This window comes from Pseudomonas sp. P8_241 (assembly GCF_034008315.1).
Classification (GTDB): domain Bacteria; phylum Pseudomonadota; class Gammaproteobacteria; order Pseudomonadales; family Pseudomonadaceae; genus Aquipseudomonas.
The window spans coordinates 2,700,475-2,715,217 of sequence record NZ_CP125377.1 but is presented as its reverse complement, the minus strand read 5'-3'; the positions used below and the strand labels follow the sequence as shown (position 1 = coordinate 2,715,217).

The window sequence follows — 14,743 nt, the reverse complement described above, 5'->3', positions numbered from 1 at the left end:
CAAGTCCACCCAGTGCGAATTTGCGCAAGGAAGTGACGCCATGCCTGACAACGCTCGCCCCGCCGTGCTCGAACTCATCGGCAACACGCCATTGGTGCGCGTCAGCCGATTCGATACCGGCCCCTGCACGCTGTTTCTCAAACTCGAATCGCAGAACCCTGGCGGTTCGATCAAAGACCGTATCGGTCTGGCGATGATCGATGCCGCCGAACGCGATGGTCGCCTCAGGCCCAGTGGCACCATCGTCGAAGCCACCGCCGGCAACACCGGGCTGGGCCTGGCCCTGGTCGGCCGCGCCAAGGGCTACCGCGTAGTACTGGTGGTGCCGGACAAGATGTCCACCGAGAAGGTCTTGCACCTCAAGGCCATGGGCGCCGAGGTGCACATCACCCGCTCCGACGTCGGCAAGGGCCATCCCGAGTATTACCAGGACGTCGCGGCGCGGCTGGCCGCGGACATTCCCGATGCGTTCTTCGCCGACCAGTTCAACAACCCCGCCAACCCGCTGGCCCACGAATGCAGCACGGCGCCCGAAATCTGGGCGCAAACCCAGCATGATGTGGACGCTATCGTCGTCGGTGTCGGATCGGCCGGCACCCTCACCGGGCTGACCCGTTTTTTCAAACGCGTGCAACCGGATCTGGAAATGGTCCTGGCCGACCCGGTCGGTTCGGTGATGGCCGAATACAGCCGTGGCGGCACCCTCCCCACCCCCGGTTCCTGGGCGGTGGAAGGCATTGGCGAAGACTTCATTCCGTCGATTGCCGACCTGTCCAGCGTGCGCCACGCCTATTCGATCAGCGACGAAGAAAGCTTTGATCACGCCCGACAACTGTTGCGCGCCGAAGGCATTCTCGGCGGCTCGTCGACCGGCACCTTGCTGGCGGCGGCGTTGCGTTACTGCCGAGAACAGACCGAGCCGAAACGGGTGGTGAGCTTCGTCTGCGATACCGGTACGCGTTACCTGTCCAAGGTCTACAACGACCAGTGGATGAACGATCAGGGCCTGCTGCAACGCAAGCACTACGGCGACCTGCGCGATTTGATCGCGCGACGCTTCGAGGATGGCCGGGTGATCAGCGTCGGCCCCGACGACACCCTGCTCACCGCGTTCCAGCGCATGCGCCTGGCCGATGTCTCGCAACTGCCGGTATTGATCAAGGGGCAGCAACTGGTCGGCGTGATCGACGAATCCGACATCCTGCTGGGCGTGCATGAAGACGTTGCGCACTTTCGCAAGACCGTGTCGAGCGCCATGACCGATAAGCTGCAGACTTTGTCCCCCGACGCCACGCTGGCTGAACTGGAAGCCGAGCTGGGCCGTGGTCTGGTGGCGATCATCCAGGACGCCTCAGGTTTCCACGGCCTGATCACCCGAACCGACATGCTCAACCATTTGCGGAGATCACTGCCATGAGCCAACAGGACAACGAAGCCCCGGCACAGCGTTTCGCCACCCGGGTGATTCACGCCGGGCAAGCGCCGGACCCGTCCACCGGGGCGCTGATGCCGCCGATCTACGCCAACTCCACCTACCTGCAACAGAGCCCCGGGGTGCACAAGGGCCTGGACTACGGGCGTTCGCACAACCCGACGCGCTGGGCGCTGGAACGTTGTGTGGCCGACCTCGAGGGCGGCACCCGGGGCTTCGCGTTTGCCTCGGGGCTGGCGAGCATTTCCACCGTGCTCGAATTGCTCGAAGCCGGCTCACACATCGTCTCGGGCAACGACCTGTACGGCGGCACCTTCCGCCTGTTCGACAAGGTGCGCCAGCGCAGCGCCGGACACCGTTTCAGCTTCGTCGACCTGACCGACCTGGCGGCGTTCGAAGCCTCCCTGCAAGACGACACCCGCATGGTCATGGTCGAGACCCCGAGCAATCCGCTGCTGCGCCTCACCGACCTCGCCGCCATCGCCCGCACCTGCCGCGCCCGCGGCATCATCTGCGTGGCCGACAACACCTTCGCCAGCCCGTGGATCCAGCGCCCGCTGGAGCTGGGTTTCGACATCGTGCTGCACTCAACCACCAAATACCTCAACGGTCACTCCGACGTGATCGGCGGCATCGCCGTGGTCGGGCAGAACGCCGAACTGGCCGAGCGCCTGGGCTTCCTGCAAAACGCCGTCGGCGCCATCGCCGGCCCGTTCGACGCCTTCCTCACCCTGCGCGGGGTGAAAACCCTGGCCCTGCGCATGGAACGGCATTGCAGCAACGCAATGGAGCTGGCGCAGTGGCTGGAGCGCCAACCGCAAGTCTCGCGGGTTTACTACCCCGGCCTGCCCTCGCACCCGCAACACGAACTGGCGCAACGGCAAATGCGCGGTTTCGGCGGAATGATCTCCCTTGACCTCAACAGTGACCTGGCCGGAGCCAAGCGCTTCCTTGAGAGCGTGCAGATCTTCGCTCTGGCCGAAAGCCTCGGCGGCGTGGAAAGCCTGATCGAACACCCGGCGATCATGACCCACGCCACCATCCCGGCCGATACCCGCGCAGAACTGGGAATTGGTGATGGCTTGGTGCGGTTGTCGGTGGGGGTTGAGGATGTCGAGGACTTGAGGGCTGATCTGGCGCAGGCGTTGGCGCGGATGTAAGCCACCTTTTTAAGGTTCAAAGCTGTTCTTTGTGGGCCTGAGCGCCCACAAAGATCCTGCGCCGATGACAAAACCCCACGCAAATCTGGCACCCACAACCAACCACATGGCATGCGCGCAAACATCCCTCGCAGCACCTCGGGCGTAGTATCGAAGCCGACCTCGGGGCACAAACCCGTTCCCGGGCGCCCTGCAATGCAACGCTGAACCCCTCCATTTCTCACTAAAACAATAAATCGACCTTCGGGTCGCGGGAGACTTCTGTGCTCAAGAAAAGTGCGCTGGGCTGGCCAAAGATCGCCGGCCTTGGAATTGCGTTAGTGGTGGCCGGGCAGTTTTCCGGCTGGAACTTCGGCCTGATGGCCGGTGGCTGGTTGAATATGCTGATCGCCACGCTGTTGATGGCGCTGCTGTGCGGTGGACTGGCGTTGTGCGTGGCGGAACTGTCCACGGCATTGCCCAGTGCGGGCGGCGTGTTTGTGTACGCGCAAAGTGCCTTCGGACCGTTCGTGGGCTACCTGGTTGGCGTGGCCTGTGCGATAGCGCTGACCATCGGCACTGGCGCTGCCGCGACGTTTATCTGCGCTTACACCGAGTCGATTTTCGGGCTCGGCGGTTGGCCGGTGAAGATCGCCCTGTTCGCCGTGATCATCGGCATCCACATGCGTGGCGTTGGTGAGGCCATGGGCCTGACGTTCATTGCCGGCGTCATCGCCGTGGTCGCCTTGCTCACATTTGGCGCAGCCATGGCGCCCCATGTCGAACTGGCCAACTTGCTCAAATTGCCTGCCAATGTGGCAACTCCGGTCAGCCTCGGCGGCGTCTTCGCTTGCGTGCCGTTCGCCATCTGGCTGTTCATCACCGTCGAGCAAACCGGTTCGGCGGCCGAGGAAGCACACAACCCCGGTCGCACCATGCCCCGTGGCATTCTCGCAGCCATCGGCACCTTGCTGGTGACCGCGCTGGTGGTACTGGTCTGTGCACCGGGTGCCGGTGGCGTCGAGTTGGTGGGTTCGGCGGGCGACCCGTTGTACGCGGCAATGTCCAGCAACAGTGCCTTCGGTGAAGGTTCGTGGCTGGCCAAGGTGATTGGCTGCGGCGCGGTGTTCGGTCTGATCGCGACCTTCTTCTCGCTGGTCTACGCCGCCTCCCGTCAACTGTTCGCGATGGCCCGCGACGGCCTGTTCCCGCAATGGATGGGCAAGACCGGCAAGCGTGGCACGCCGTATCCGGCCCTGCTGCTGATTGGTGGGATTGGTTTGCCATTGTCGGCGGTCGACCCGGCCACCGTCATGCTCGCCGTGGTCCTGCTGCTCAACGTTTGCTACCTGTTCATTTTTGGCGCGTACCTGCACATCAAGCGCAACCAACCACGCCTGCCCCGCCCGTTCACCCTGGTCGGCGGCAAGCTGGTCGCCTGGCTCGGCCTGGCGCTGACGCTGGTGGTGATCGCCGCCTGTTTCCAGCTCGACATGCTGATGCTGATCGCCCTGGCCGTGACCTTCACCCTGTGCATTTTCAACTTCCTGCTGCGCGCCCGTCGCACCACCGTCACCGAGGTTCCAGACCATGCCTGAAGACACCCTGCTGCAACGCCGCCATCGCGTACTCGGCAGCGCTTCGCCACTGTTCTACGACAATCCCTTGCACCTGGTGCGCGGCGAAGGCGTGTGGCTGTTCGACGTCGATGGCCGCCGCTACCTCGACGTTTACAACAACGTGCCCTGCGTCGGTCACTGCCACCCCCATGTGACCGAGGCCATGCACCGCCAGGCCACCACGCTGAACATCCACACCCGCTACCTGGATGAACAAGTGGTGCGTTACGCCGAGCGCCTGACCGCAACCTTCGCAGCACCGCTGGACACCGCGATGTTCACCTGCACCGGCAGCGAAGCCAACGAACTGGCGCTGCGTCTGGCGCGGTTCACCAGTGGCGGCACCGGCATCATCGTCAGCGACTACAACTACCACGGTAACTCGGCGTCGCTGGCGCAGGTCACCACCGCCCTGCCCTCGCCGGAACCCTTCGCCGCCCATGCCCGAGCGGTGCCGATTCCATGCCTGTACCACGCACCGGCCGGCACCACTGAAGCACAGTTGGCGGAGGAATACGCGGCCAACATCGCGGCGGCTATCGCGTCGATGCAGGCCCAGGGCATTCGCCCGGCCGCGCTGCTGATCGATACCCTGTTCGCCAACGAAGGCCTGCCACGGGTGCCTGCGAGTTTCGTCAACAAGGCTGCCGCGCTGATTCGTGCAGCGGGCGGTTTGTTCATCGCCGACGAAGTGCAGTCCGGTTTCGGTCGCACCGGCGATCACCTGTGGGGTCATCAGGCCCACGGCGTGGTGCCGGACATCGTCACCCTCGGCAAGCCCATGGGTAACGGTTATCCGCTGGCCGGCCTGATCACCCACAAGGCCTTGGTCGAATCGTTCGGCCGCCACGCCATGTACTTCAACACCTTCGGCGGCTCGCCTGTCGCAGCAGCGGTCGGCATGGCGGTGCTGGATGTGATCGAAGAACAGCAATTGCTGCACAACGCACAAAGCGTCGGCGCTTATGTGCAGCAACGCCTGCAAGTCCTGGCCGCAAAACATTCGATCATTGGCGATGTGCGCGGCAAGGGACTGTTCTTTGCCATGGAGTTGGTACGCGACCACGCCAGTAAGGACCCGGCCGGACTGGAGGCGCGCAAGGTGGTCAACGACATGCGCGAGAACGGTGTGTTGATCAGCAAAATCGGCGCCGGCGACAACATCCTCAAGTTGCGCCCGCCACTGGTCTTCAGTCGCGAAAACGCCGATCTGTTTGTCGACACCCTGGACCACGCCCTGAGCGCCATTTGAGACTATGCCATGACCGAATTTCATACCCTGAGCCACGACCAGCAAGTCGCCCGCCTGCATGATCTGGCGCGCCATGCGCTGGAACACTGGGACGGCGATTTTGCCGAGATCGAACTGATTAAATTCCGCGAGAACGCGGTGTTCTCCGCCCGCCGAAACGACGGGCAGCGCGTGGCCCTGCGCATCCACCGCAACGGCTATCACTGCGAAGCGGCGTTGCGCTCCGAGCTGCAATGGATGGAAGCGTTGGCCAGCGCCGGCATTACCGTGCCGCAGATTATCCGTGCGCAGAATGAAAGCCACCTGATCGAAGTCACTCACCAGGCCATCGGCGAGCCGCGCCACATCGACATGCTCGCCTGGCTGCCGGGTGCCACCGCCGGAACCTCCGAGGCGGGTGTGCAGGCCGATACCGCCATCGATTTCCTGTTCAATGAGGCCGGTGCGATTGCCGCGCGGATTCACCTGCATTCGGCGCATTGGCAGCAACCGGATGAGTTCGTCCGGCATGCCTGGGATGAGGAAGGCCTGATCGGCGTCAATCCGTTCTGGGGGCGGTTCTGGGAGCTGGAGCAGCTTAGCGACGAGCAGCGGGATCTGCTGCAACAGGCCCGACGTACGGCACGCAAGGACTTGCGCCAATACGGTCGGCACCTGGGCAATTTCGGCATGATTCACGCCGACCTGGTGCCGGAGAACCTGCTGGTCGAAGGGCCGCAATTGCGTCTGATCGACTTCGACGATGCCGGGTTTGGCTGGCACATGTTCGAGTTGGCGACAGCCCTGTACTTCTGTCTTGACGATCCGCGTTTTGAGCAGATCAAGGCAGCGCTGCTGGAGGGCTACAACGCGGTCAAGCCGCTGACCGAGGCGGATCGCAAGACCCTGGCGCTGTTCCTGATGCTGCGCGGCACTACGTACCTGGGCTGGATTCACACCCGCCAGGGCACCCCGACGGCGATTGAAATGGCGCCGATGCTGATTGAACGGGCTTGCTGGTTGGCTCGGGAATATCTGCAGGCTTGATTCATCCTGTCCTTGTAGGAGCAGCCGCAGGCTGCTCCTACAAAAGAAGGTCTCAATCAAGCTGCGCTGGCATGCTCAACGCGATGAAACAAACGGTTGAAATACACCAGACTGTCGCGCGGTTCGCGCACGCCCACTTTCGTCAATTCCACGAACATCACCGAGTGCGAGCCCACTTCCTTGCACTCAGTGATCCGGCCTTCCAGTTGCACCAGGGCATCGCGCAGCACCGGCACATCGGCAGCGCCGTCGTCCCACAGATCCCAGGCAAAACGTTCGTCCATCGGCACCTTGGTCATGCCGGCGAAGTGACGGGCCAGTTCTTCCTGCTCGCCACACAGCACGTTGACGCACAGATGACCGTTGGTGCGGAACACATCGTGGGTGGCGCTGTTGCGGTTGACGCACACCAGCACGGTAGGCGGCGAGTCGGTCACCGAGCACACCGCGCTGGCGGTGATGCCGCAACGACCGCCAGGGCCGTTGGTGGTAATGATGTTCACCGCAGCAGGCAGCTGCGCCATGGCGTTGCGAAAGTCGATTTGCTGCTGGCTCAGGTCGGCCATGTCGATGCCCCTTCCTTCAGGAGGACCGCTGTCTGGCGGCCCGTAGGTGATGGAACAAGACTAAGGTTGTGCACGCGCCGCAACCATTCTGACGATCCCCATGACGAGGTTGGGTTTCCGCTAGTCGACTAGGTGGTTTCTTTATCGCAAGGGCCGTCGACAGTGGGTATTCTGCACACTGGCTCCACAAAGACGAGCCGTTGTGTGCCGCGCGTTCGCGTGCGAAAACAATAATTAGAAAACTTTCGTGGCAGCCCCGATGGAAATCCGTAAACCGATTGTTTATATCGTTGACGACGACAAAGACCTGCGCACCTCACTGGCGTGGTTGCTGGAGTCGGTCAGTGTGCAGGCGCAATGCTTTGCCGGCGCCGAAGAGTTCCTCAGCCAGTACGACCCCAAGCAGCCCGCCTGCCTGGTGCTCGACGTGCGCATGCCGGAGACCAGCGGCTTTCAGTTGCAGGAAATCCTCAATCAGCGCGGCAGCACCCTGCCGACCATTTTCGTCTCGGCCCATGGTGACATCCCGATGTCGGTCACGGCGATGAAGAACGGCGCGCTGGATTTTGTCGAGAAGCCCTACAACCCGCAGCAAATGATCGACCGCATCCAGGCCGCGCTGAAGACCGCCGTGCACGCCCAGGCGGACCAGCAGCAACGTCAGAACCTGCAAGGCAAGCTGGCGCTGCTGACGAGCCGTGAGCGTGAAGTGTTGATGCTGGTGATCGATGGCAAGGCGAGCAAGGTGATTGCCCGCGAGTTGAACATCAGCGTGAAGACCGTTGACGTGCACCGTACCAAGATCAAGGAAAAGATGGGCGTGAGCAGTATCGCCATGCTGGTGCGCGAAGTGCTGCATTTACCGGTGGATGAGCCGGTGCGGCATTGAGGGATTTGTGGCGGCCGTGAGGCCGCCATCGCTAGCAAGCTAGCTCCTACAGTGGTTTTGTGTTCGCTAGAGGTCCCTGTAGGAGCTGCGGTGTCAGATCTGACTGTAGCGCTTGCGATAAGCGCCCGGTGACACGCCGAAGCGCGATTTGAAGGCCGACGAGAAGTAGCTCGAATCCGAGAAACCCCAGGCATAACACAGCGCCGAGAGCTTCTGTTCGACATCGGCACGACGCAGGTTTTCGGCGCAGAAGTCCAGGCGACGGTGCTTGATGTATTGCGCCACCACCAGGCCGCGCTTGGAGAACATCCGGTACAGGCCGCGCACGGAAATTCCCACTTCACGGGCGATCATTTCGGGGCACAGTTCTTCGTCACTGAGGTGCGCGTCGATGAAGGCGATGATCTTGCGAAACTGCCGCTCGTGCGCATCTGCACCGCAGTCACGGGCGCTGATGCCCGGCAGCAGCAGGCTGGCCAAGGCATCGAGCACGGCTTCGCTTTCCTGCATGTCCAGCCCGTCTTGCTGGCGAGTATCGAGCACCAGTTTATTGGCCATCGACGCCAGGGGGCTGTTGGCCGCAATGCGCGTGGCGCAATTGACCGCGTTGAAATGCGACCCACGCTCTACCACCTGGCGCGGCAGAATCAGCGACAGCTGTCGGCAATCATCGTTGTAGATCATGTCGCTCGGGCGGCCCGCGTCGATCAGGGCGATGTCGCCGCAGCCGAGTTTCGCACGGTTGTCGCCCTGCTCCAGTTGCGAGCTGCCACGCAGTTGGAACACCGCGTAATAGTGGCCGTCGCTGCTGGTGCTGACGTCCTTGCTGGTGCGATACAAATGCACGTGCGCCATGTCGACCACACTGAGGTTGATCGCACCGCTGCGAAATTCCGCCAGTTCGCCGTAGAAATCAGTGTCCAGCGCCCGGGCATCGAAACGCCCACAGGCCTGGTTCACCTGGCTCAACCAACTTTCGAACGCCTCGTTGCGCACCGTCGATGCTGTAATCATGTCCGCAAAGCCTCACGTTTTTGTTGTTATTTTTCGACCGCTTCATTGAGCGGTTCGTCAAAACGGTTATTTCTGTAGCCATCGCCTCCCTCGACGGCCGCCGGGCGCCCATTCAACAGGCTCCGGCCCAAGCTTTCCAGTGAACTTTCGGTTTAAAGGTCCAGTACCAGACGAGCGGAAAGCGCCCGTGATACACACGCGCAAATCTGCTTGTTGGAGGCCTTTTCCTTGTTTGACAGGCAGTTGTCGCGGTGCTCCGGCAAACCGTCCAGCACCTCGACGATGCAGGTGCCGCAGATACCTTCGCGGCACTCGGTGTCGATGTCGCAACCATGGGCCTGCAACACGTCGACCAGGCTGGTGTTGGCCGGTACTTGCAGCACCACGCCGGAACTGGCCAGTTCGACTTCGAAGGTGCCGGCAGGCGCGCTGTTGGCGGCCGGGTCGGCGGCGAAATGCTCCAGGTGAATGGCGTCGTCCGAGCGACTGCGGGATGCCACTTCCACCACTTTGTTCATGAACGGTGCCGGGCCGCAGGTGTAGACGTGGGCCGCAGGATTGGCGCGGTTCAGGCACTCGCTCAATGCGCCGTCCAGATCCGCGGGTTCAACGCCGTAATGAAACTCCACATTGTCGGCAAAATTTGCCGCCAACAGCTCGGTAAACGCAGCGTATTGCGCCGAACGGGCGAAATAGTGCAGGCGATACGGCTGACCGCTTTCCGCCAGTTTGTAGGCCATGCTCAGCAGCGGCGTGACACCGATACCGGCGGCAAACAACACATGTTCACGGGCACTTTCATCGAGACGGAACAGGTTGCGCGGCGCCCCCATTTCCAGCTCCATGCCCTCTTCCACTTGCTCGTGCAGCGCGAGCGAGCCACCGCGCGACTGCGCTTCTTTTTTCACCGCCACCAGGTAGGCACGGCGATCCTGCGGCGGGCTGCACAGCGAATACTGGCGGGTTACCCCGGTCGGCCCGGTCAGGTCGACGTGGGCACCCGGTTCATAGGTGTCGAGCGGCTGGCCGTCACTGCGCACGAGGCGAAAGGAACGGATATCCAGCGCTTCGTCGACGATCCTTTCGATTTTCACCTTCATCATGGCATCACCTGAATACATATTTTTCGTTTAACACAGCACTTGTAGGAGCCGGCTTGCCGGCGAAGGCAGCCTTGAGTCTTGCATCGCCTGTCAGGGCGCCATCGCCAGCAAGCCGGCTCCTACAGGGTTATTTGTCCTGCCATAAAATCTGCTGTCAGCGCATGAACAGGCCGCCGTTGACGTCCAGGCACGCACCGCTCACTGAGTTCGCGTTGTCGGCGATCAGCAGCAATACACTGTCGGCGATGAACGTCGGGTCGCCGAGGGTGCCGGACGGGATCATTTTCAGGATCTGTTCCAGACGCTCCGGGGCGACACTTTCGCGCACCACCGGCAGGTCCAGCGGGCCTGGGGAAATGCTGTTGACCGTCACGCCTTGCGCTGTCAGTTCGCGGGCGAAGACCTTGGTCAACGTCGCCACGCCGCCCTTGGCCGCCGCGTAATGCGCGCCGGTAGCGGTGCCGCCGTTCTGCCCGGCCAGGGATGCGATGTTGACGATGCGACCGAAGCCACGCTCGGCAAAGTGCGCGCCGAACACCTGGCAGGCGACAAAAGTGCCGCGCAGGTTGATCGCCATCGACTCGTCGAACTCTTCCGGCGTGATGTCCATCAGCGCCGCGACTTTTGACACGCCGGCGTTGTTGACCAGGATGTCGGTGCCGCCCCACTGCTCAGTGAGCAGGTCACGAGCACGCTGGAAGTCGGCTTTGTTGCGCACATCCAGCTCAATGGCGATAGCGCTGGCGCCGCTGCCATCCAGTTCGGCGGCCAGTTGCTGCACGCCATCAAGGCGCAGATCCGCCAGACCGACGCGATAACCCGCTGCGTGCAGACGACGGGCGATGCACTCACCCAGTCCACGTGAGGCACCCGTTACAAGGGCTACTCGACTCATGATGTTGCCCTCACAAAAGGAAGCCGAGCGCGCTCAGGCTGTCGGTGGAGTTGATCAGCCGCACCACTTTACGCTCCAGGGTCGGCACGCCATCGGTGAAGCGAATGCGGTGGTTCAAGTCGGCCACGAACGGTGTGTGCACGCCGCGCTTGTAGGCGTACAGCAACTGCGCCGAGTTGACTTCGACGATGTCGCCCGCCGCTTCCACCAGGCGGAAACGCGAGATGGTGCGAATGGTTTTCGCCGCGTCGACGGCCGACGGCGAGTAGCCGGCGGTCAGGCGTTCGATGCGCAGATCACGCATGCGCGCATCGTCATAGGCGTAGTTCAGGGTCGCTTCGAAATCTTCGGTGTCCGGGTCGATCGGCACGATGTACTTGCCGCTTTCGCTCCACAAGGTCGCCCATTCGGCGTAGTTCTTGTGGTCGAGCAGTTCGGCTTCGCGCCAGATGAATTCCATGGCCTGGGCCAATTGCCCGGAAAAACCATTCAGGGTGTCGTGATTGCTCATTGGCTCATCATCCTTTTCCACATGTCGTAGGCACCGCGCATGCCGCCTTCGTCGGTGGCGTGGCTGACCTTGTCGCCGTTTTCTGCGGTGATTTCGCGGTTCAGGCCGCGGTTGACCAGGATCGGCGCATCAACGCCGGCATACGAGCCGCGCTGTACGCGATCCCAGGCTTCGGCATCGTCGGGGCTGCCGAAACCGAACGGACCCTGGAAGTGTTCGTGGATACGCATGCGTTCGCGGTTGGCGATTTCCGGGCCGCCTTCCATGCCGAGGGCCACGTGACGGATCTCGGTTTCGGTGACCGACACCGGGCGCAGTACACGGAAGAACGACATCGACATCGCCACGTTCGGGAACAGGTTCAGGTTGAAACCGGCGCCGTGCAGCGAGCGCACGATGCGACGGACCTGATCGGCCGGCATGGTTTTGGACAACTCTTCAGTGACATGAGCGAAGCGCTCCTGCAACTGTTCGGTGCCATCGTCGTGATCGAGATCGACGTGCTCCGGCACCATGACCATCACACTGTGGCCGTTGCCCAGTGAGTGGGTCACGGCTTGTTCGTCGGTCATGAACGAGAGCATTTCCGAGGTTTCTTCATCCACCGACGACATGAACGACTTGTGCACGATCGGGAAGTGATAACCGTCGGTGGTGTTTTCCAACTGGATCTTCCAGTTGCCCTTGAAGCTGAACTTGTGTTCGCCCTGGGTCTTGATCGGGTAACCGGCGCCCTGCTTCATGAACAGGTCCATCCAGTGTTTCGCACCGCCGAGGAAGTCTTCCAGCGGTTCGATCTCGTCGTTGTAGCTGGCGAAGACCATGCCGGCGTAGCTTTCGACGCGCAGGCTGGTCAGCGGCAACTCGGATTTCTCCAGGATGCCTTCGTAGCCATCCGGATACGGCAGCGCACGCAGCTTGCCGTCCAGGCCATAGGACCAGCTGTGGTACGGGCAGGTGAAACCGGTGGCGTTGCCCTTGTGCTTCTCGCACACGGTGGCGCCACGGTGGCGGCAACGGTTTTCCAGCACGTTGATGTTGTTCTTCTTGTCGCGCACGACGATCACCGGGCGACGGCCGATCATGGCGGTCTTGAAGTCGCCGCTGTTGCGCACTTCGCTTTCGTGGGCAACCCACACCCAGGTGCGGTAGAAAATCTTGTCCAGCTCGACTTCGAACAGCGCCGGGTCGTTGTACAGCGAGACGTCGACACGGTCGTGCTGGACCAGGTCTTCGGGGCTTTTCGACGATGCGATCAGCTGATATTCATGAGTGCTCATGCGGTTCTCCTCATGGCTTCTTTTTATGATTTGGTTTTAGCAGCCGGTCGTTGACCGGCCATGCTGAGTTGCAGCTGCGCACCGAAGGCGCAGACCCGTTCGTCCTGACCTTTGCGGCCAACGATTTGCAGGCCGACTTTCAATCCGCCGCAATCGAGTTCCACCGGCACCGTCAGGGCCGGATGGCCGCTGAGGTTGAAAGGCCGAACCAGCGGAGTCATGCCAGCCACGGCTTTGCTACCGGCGCGGGCTTCGCTGAGGGTCGGCGGCAGGGTCGGCATCGTCGGCAGCAGCAACACCGAAAAGTCTTCCAGCGCCGCATCCACTTGTCGGGTGAACGCTGTGCGCACGGCTTCGGCCTGAGCCAGTTCTTCGCGTGTGGTACGGCCGGCCGCCAGCAAACGTGTTTCCACATCAGCGCCGATCAAGCCTTTGCCGGTCAGGTGACCGAAGGCCGCCCAGTTTTCAAAATTGATCACGGTGAGGCCGGCGGCGAACGCTGCTTCGAATTCGCTCAGGTGCAGGCTGCCACGGCGCCATCCGGCACGGTCGGCGGCGGCCCCCAGGCAGGCTTGCAGGTGCGGGTCGCAGCCCACTTCCAGAAAGGCGACTTTGGCAGCGGCGCTCGGCAGGCCCTGTACTTCAAATCCGGGGCAAATCACCTGCATCGCGGCAATCAGATCGTCCATGGATCTGGCGAACGGCCCGACGCAATCGAGGCTCGATTCCAATGGATGGGCACCGACACGGCTGACACGACCGTAAGTCGGCTTCAACCCGGCGATGCCGCAGCACGCTGCCGGCACCCGCACCGAACCACCGGTGTCGGTGCCAATGGCGATGTCTGCAAGGCCTGCCGCGACTGCCGACGCCGAACCGCTGGACGAGCCGCCAGGCACGCGATCCGGTGCTTGCGGGTTGATCGGCGTACCGGTCAAGTCGTTGATACCGGTGACGCCGAAAGCCAGTTCATGCAGGTTGGTCTTGCCGACAATCTGCCAGCCAGCGTCGAGGATTGCGTCGACCACTTCAGCGTTTTTCGTCGCGGCCGGTGCGTCGGCGAAGGCGCGGCTGCCCGAACGGGTCGGATAACCGGCGATGTCGATGGAGTCCTTGATCGCAACGCGTTTGCCGTCGCCACCGAGGAGGAATTCGCTGATGAAAGTACTCATGCACTCAGCTCCGTGTTGAACAGCCGTTGCGTACGGAAATGCGCGATCAGCCAGACGCCGTCGACGCAACGAAAATCGATGTTCAGGCGCGTGCCGAACAGCTCGTTGCGGCCATCGGCGTAGGTCGAGATCTGCTGCATGATCCATTGCCCTTGCGCAGCCTTGCCGTCGACCACAATCGACTCGCTGGTGAGGTAGTGCAGGTTCAGCTTGAAGTGGTCCGATGGCGGCAGGTAGCCGCCGACAAACGCCGCCACCGCCTCACGTCCCTGATGCTGACCGAAGGTCTGCGCGGTCTGGGCGCCGAGGCCTTCCCAGATCGCATCTTCGGTGAACAACTGCGCCAACTGGCTTAGATGAATCGCCGCCCGCGGCACGTCGCACAGGTCCATGTAGCACGCCATCAAGCGGCGCACAGCACTCTCCCCTTCAAGCGTCGCCAGACGCTGCAGCAAGGCCTCGTTCATGGCTTACACCTTGGCCGCATCAGGAATGGTCAGCGGGCGACCAATGCGCGCTTCGATCTTGGCGTAGCGCCACAGGCTGTACTGGCCGACCGGCGTGGTGCGGAACAGGTTGCAGGCGTCAATCACCGACTGGTGGCAGTCGACGTCGGCCATGATGTACACGGTCCATGGCGAAGTCGTGGAGGGGCCGACCATCAGACGGTCGTCATCCATCGCGCCGAGCACGTTAATGCCGGGCATCGCGCCGAGATCGCCCATCATCTGGCTGAAGCCTTTCCACACGCTCAGGCCTTCGCCGGTGGGCAGGTCGAAAAAGTTCTGGGTGATGCCGATGCAGAAGACGACGCGCAACGGTTCCTGGGTAGCTTGGGACATGCG

General features: G+C 62.3%; 15 protein-coding genes. 6 read left to right on the top strand and 9 right to left on the bottom strand.

All coding sequences use genetic code 11. The features are described from left to right. Positions 1 to 40: 40 nt before the first annotated feature. The 5 genes from QMK58_RS12460 (at position 41) to QMK58_RS12440 (ending at position 6,468) form a co-directional block, all read left to right on the top strand. Positions 41 to 1,417, top strand: coding sequence for a pyridoxal-phosphate dependent enzyme (locus QMK58_RS12460; protein WP_320396370.1), 1,377 nt, complete (start codon positions 41 to 43; stop codon positions 1,415 to 1,417). Next, the gene (locus QMK58_RS12455; protein ID WP_053161147.1) at positions 1,414 to 2,592 is read left to right on the top strand and encodes a trans-sulfuration enzyme family protein; all 1,179 of its coding nucleotides are present in this window, start codon (positions 1,414 to 1,416) and stop codon (positions 2,590 to 2,592) included. The genes QMK58_RS12460 and QMK58_RS12455 overlap by 4 nt, the downstream gene beginning before the upstream one ends. 263 nt (positions 2,593 to 2,855) lie before the next feature. After that, complete coding sequence (locus tag QMK58_RS12450; protein ID WP_320396369.1) at positions 2,856 to 4,169, top strand: amino acid permease; 1,314 nt, start codon at positions 2,856 to 2,858, stop codon at positions 4,167 to 4,169. Then, positions 4,162 to 5,442, top strand: a complete 1,281-nt coding sequence (locus QMK58_RS12445; RefSeq protein ID WP_320396368.1) for an aspartate aminotransferase family protein — start codon at positions 4,162 to 4,164, stop codon at positions 5,440 to 5,442. The genes QMK58_RS12450 and QMK58_RS12445 overlap by 8 nt, the downstream gene beginning before the upstream one ends. A gap of 9 nt (positions 5,443 to 5,451) precedes the next feature. Next, a complete protein-coding gene (locus QMK58_RS12440; protein ID WP_320396367.1) occupies positions 5,452 to 6,468 on the top strand; it encodes a phosphotransferase enzyme family protein in 1,017 nt (338 codons plus the stop codon). 56 nt (positions 6,469 to 6,524) lie between these two features. Here the strand turns inward: QMK58_RS12440 and hpaC are convergent, their stop codons facing one another. Continuing rightward, positions 6,525 to 7,034, bottom strand: coding sequence for a 4-hydroxyphenylacetate 3-monooxygenase, reductase component (gene hpaC, locus QMK58_RS12435; RefSeq protein ID WP_053161156.1), 510 nt, complete (start codon positions 7,032 to 7,034; stop codon positions 6,525 to 6,527). Between the two features lie 259 nt (positions 7,035 to 7,293). Here hpaC and QMK58_RS12430 point away from each other — a divergent pair, with 259 nt between their 5' ends. After that, the gene (locus QMK58_RS12430; RefSeq protein WP_053161157.1) at positions 7,294 to 7,923 is read left to right on the top strand and encodes a response regulator transcription factor; all 630 of its coding nucleotides are present in this window, start codon (positions 7,294 to 7,296) and stop codon (positions 7,921 to 7,923) included. A gap of 93 nt (positions 7,924 to 8,016) precedes the next feature. On the opposite strand, the gene feaR is transcribed toward QMK58_RS12430, so the two are convergent. From feaR to QMK58_RS12390, 8 genes are all read right to left on the bottom strand, one after another. After that, entirely contained in the window at positions 8,017 to 8,937 is a 921-nt protein-coding gene (gene feaR, locus QMK58_RS12425; RefSeq protein WP_053161159.1) for a transcriptional regulator FeaR, read from the bottom strand. A gap of 152 nt (positions 8,938 to 9,089) precedes the next feature. Continuing rightward, on the bottom strand, positions 9,090 to 10,040 hold the full coding sequence (locus QMK58_RS12420; RefSeq protein ID WP_053161373.1) for a PDR/VanB family oxidoreductase: 951 nt from the start codon (positions 10,038 to 10,040) through the stop codon (positions 9,090 to 9,092). Between the two features lie 154 nt (positions 10,041 to 10,194). Further along, positions 10,195 to 10,935, bottom strand: coding sequence for an SDR family NAD(P)-dependent oxidoreductase (locus QMK58_RS12415; RefSeq protein ID WP_053161160.1), 741 nt, complete (start codon positions 10,933 to 10,935; stop codon positions 10,195 to 10,197). A gap of 10 nt (positions 10,936 to 10,945) precedes the next feature. Then, the gene (locus tag QMK58_RS12410) at positions 10,946 to 11,446 is read right to left on the bottom strand and encodes an aromatic-ring-hydroxylating dioxygenase subunit beta (RefSeq protein ID WP_053161163.1); all 501 of its coding nucleotides are present in this window, start codon (positions 11,444 to 11,446) and stop codon (positions 10,946 to 10,948) included. Then, entirely contained in the window at positions 11,443 to 12,726 is a 1,284-nt protein-coding gene (locus tag QMK58_RS12405; protein ID WP_053161165.1) for an aromatic ring-hydroxylating oxygenase subunit alpha, read from the bottom strand. Before QMK58_RS12405 ends, QMK58_RS12410 begins: the two co-directional genes overlap by 4 nt. Positions 12,727 to 12,749: 23 nt before the next feature. Then, positions 12,750 to 13,898, bottom strand: coding sequence for an amidase (locus QMK58_RS12400; RefSeq protein ID WP_320396366.1), 1,149 nt, complete (start codon positions 13,896 to 13,898; stop codon positions 12,750 to 12,752). Continuing rightward, complete coding sequence (locus tag QMK58_RS12395; RefSeq protein ID WP_053161169.1) at positions 13,895 to 14,365, bottom strand: nuclear transport factor 2 family protein; 471 nt, start codon at positions 14,363 to 14,365, stop codon at positions 13,895 to 13,897. The genes QMK58_RS12400 and QMK58_RS12395 overlap by 4 nt, the downstream gene beginning before the upstream one ends. 3 nt (positions 14,366 to 14,368) lie before the next feature. After that, the gene (locus QMK58_RS12390; protein ID WP_053161170.1) at positions 14,369 to 14,740 is read right to left on the bottom strand and encodes a hypothetical protein; all 372 of its coding nucleotides are present in this window, start codon (positions 14,738 to 14,740) and stop codon (positions 14,369 to 14,371) included. Positions 14,741 to 14,743: the final 3 nt, after the last annotated feature.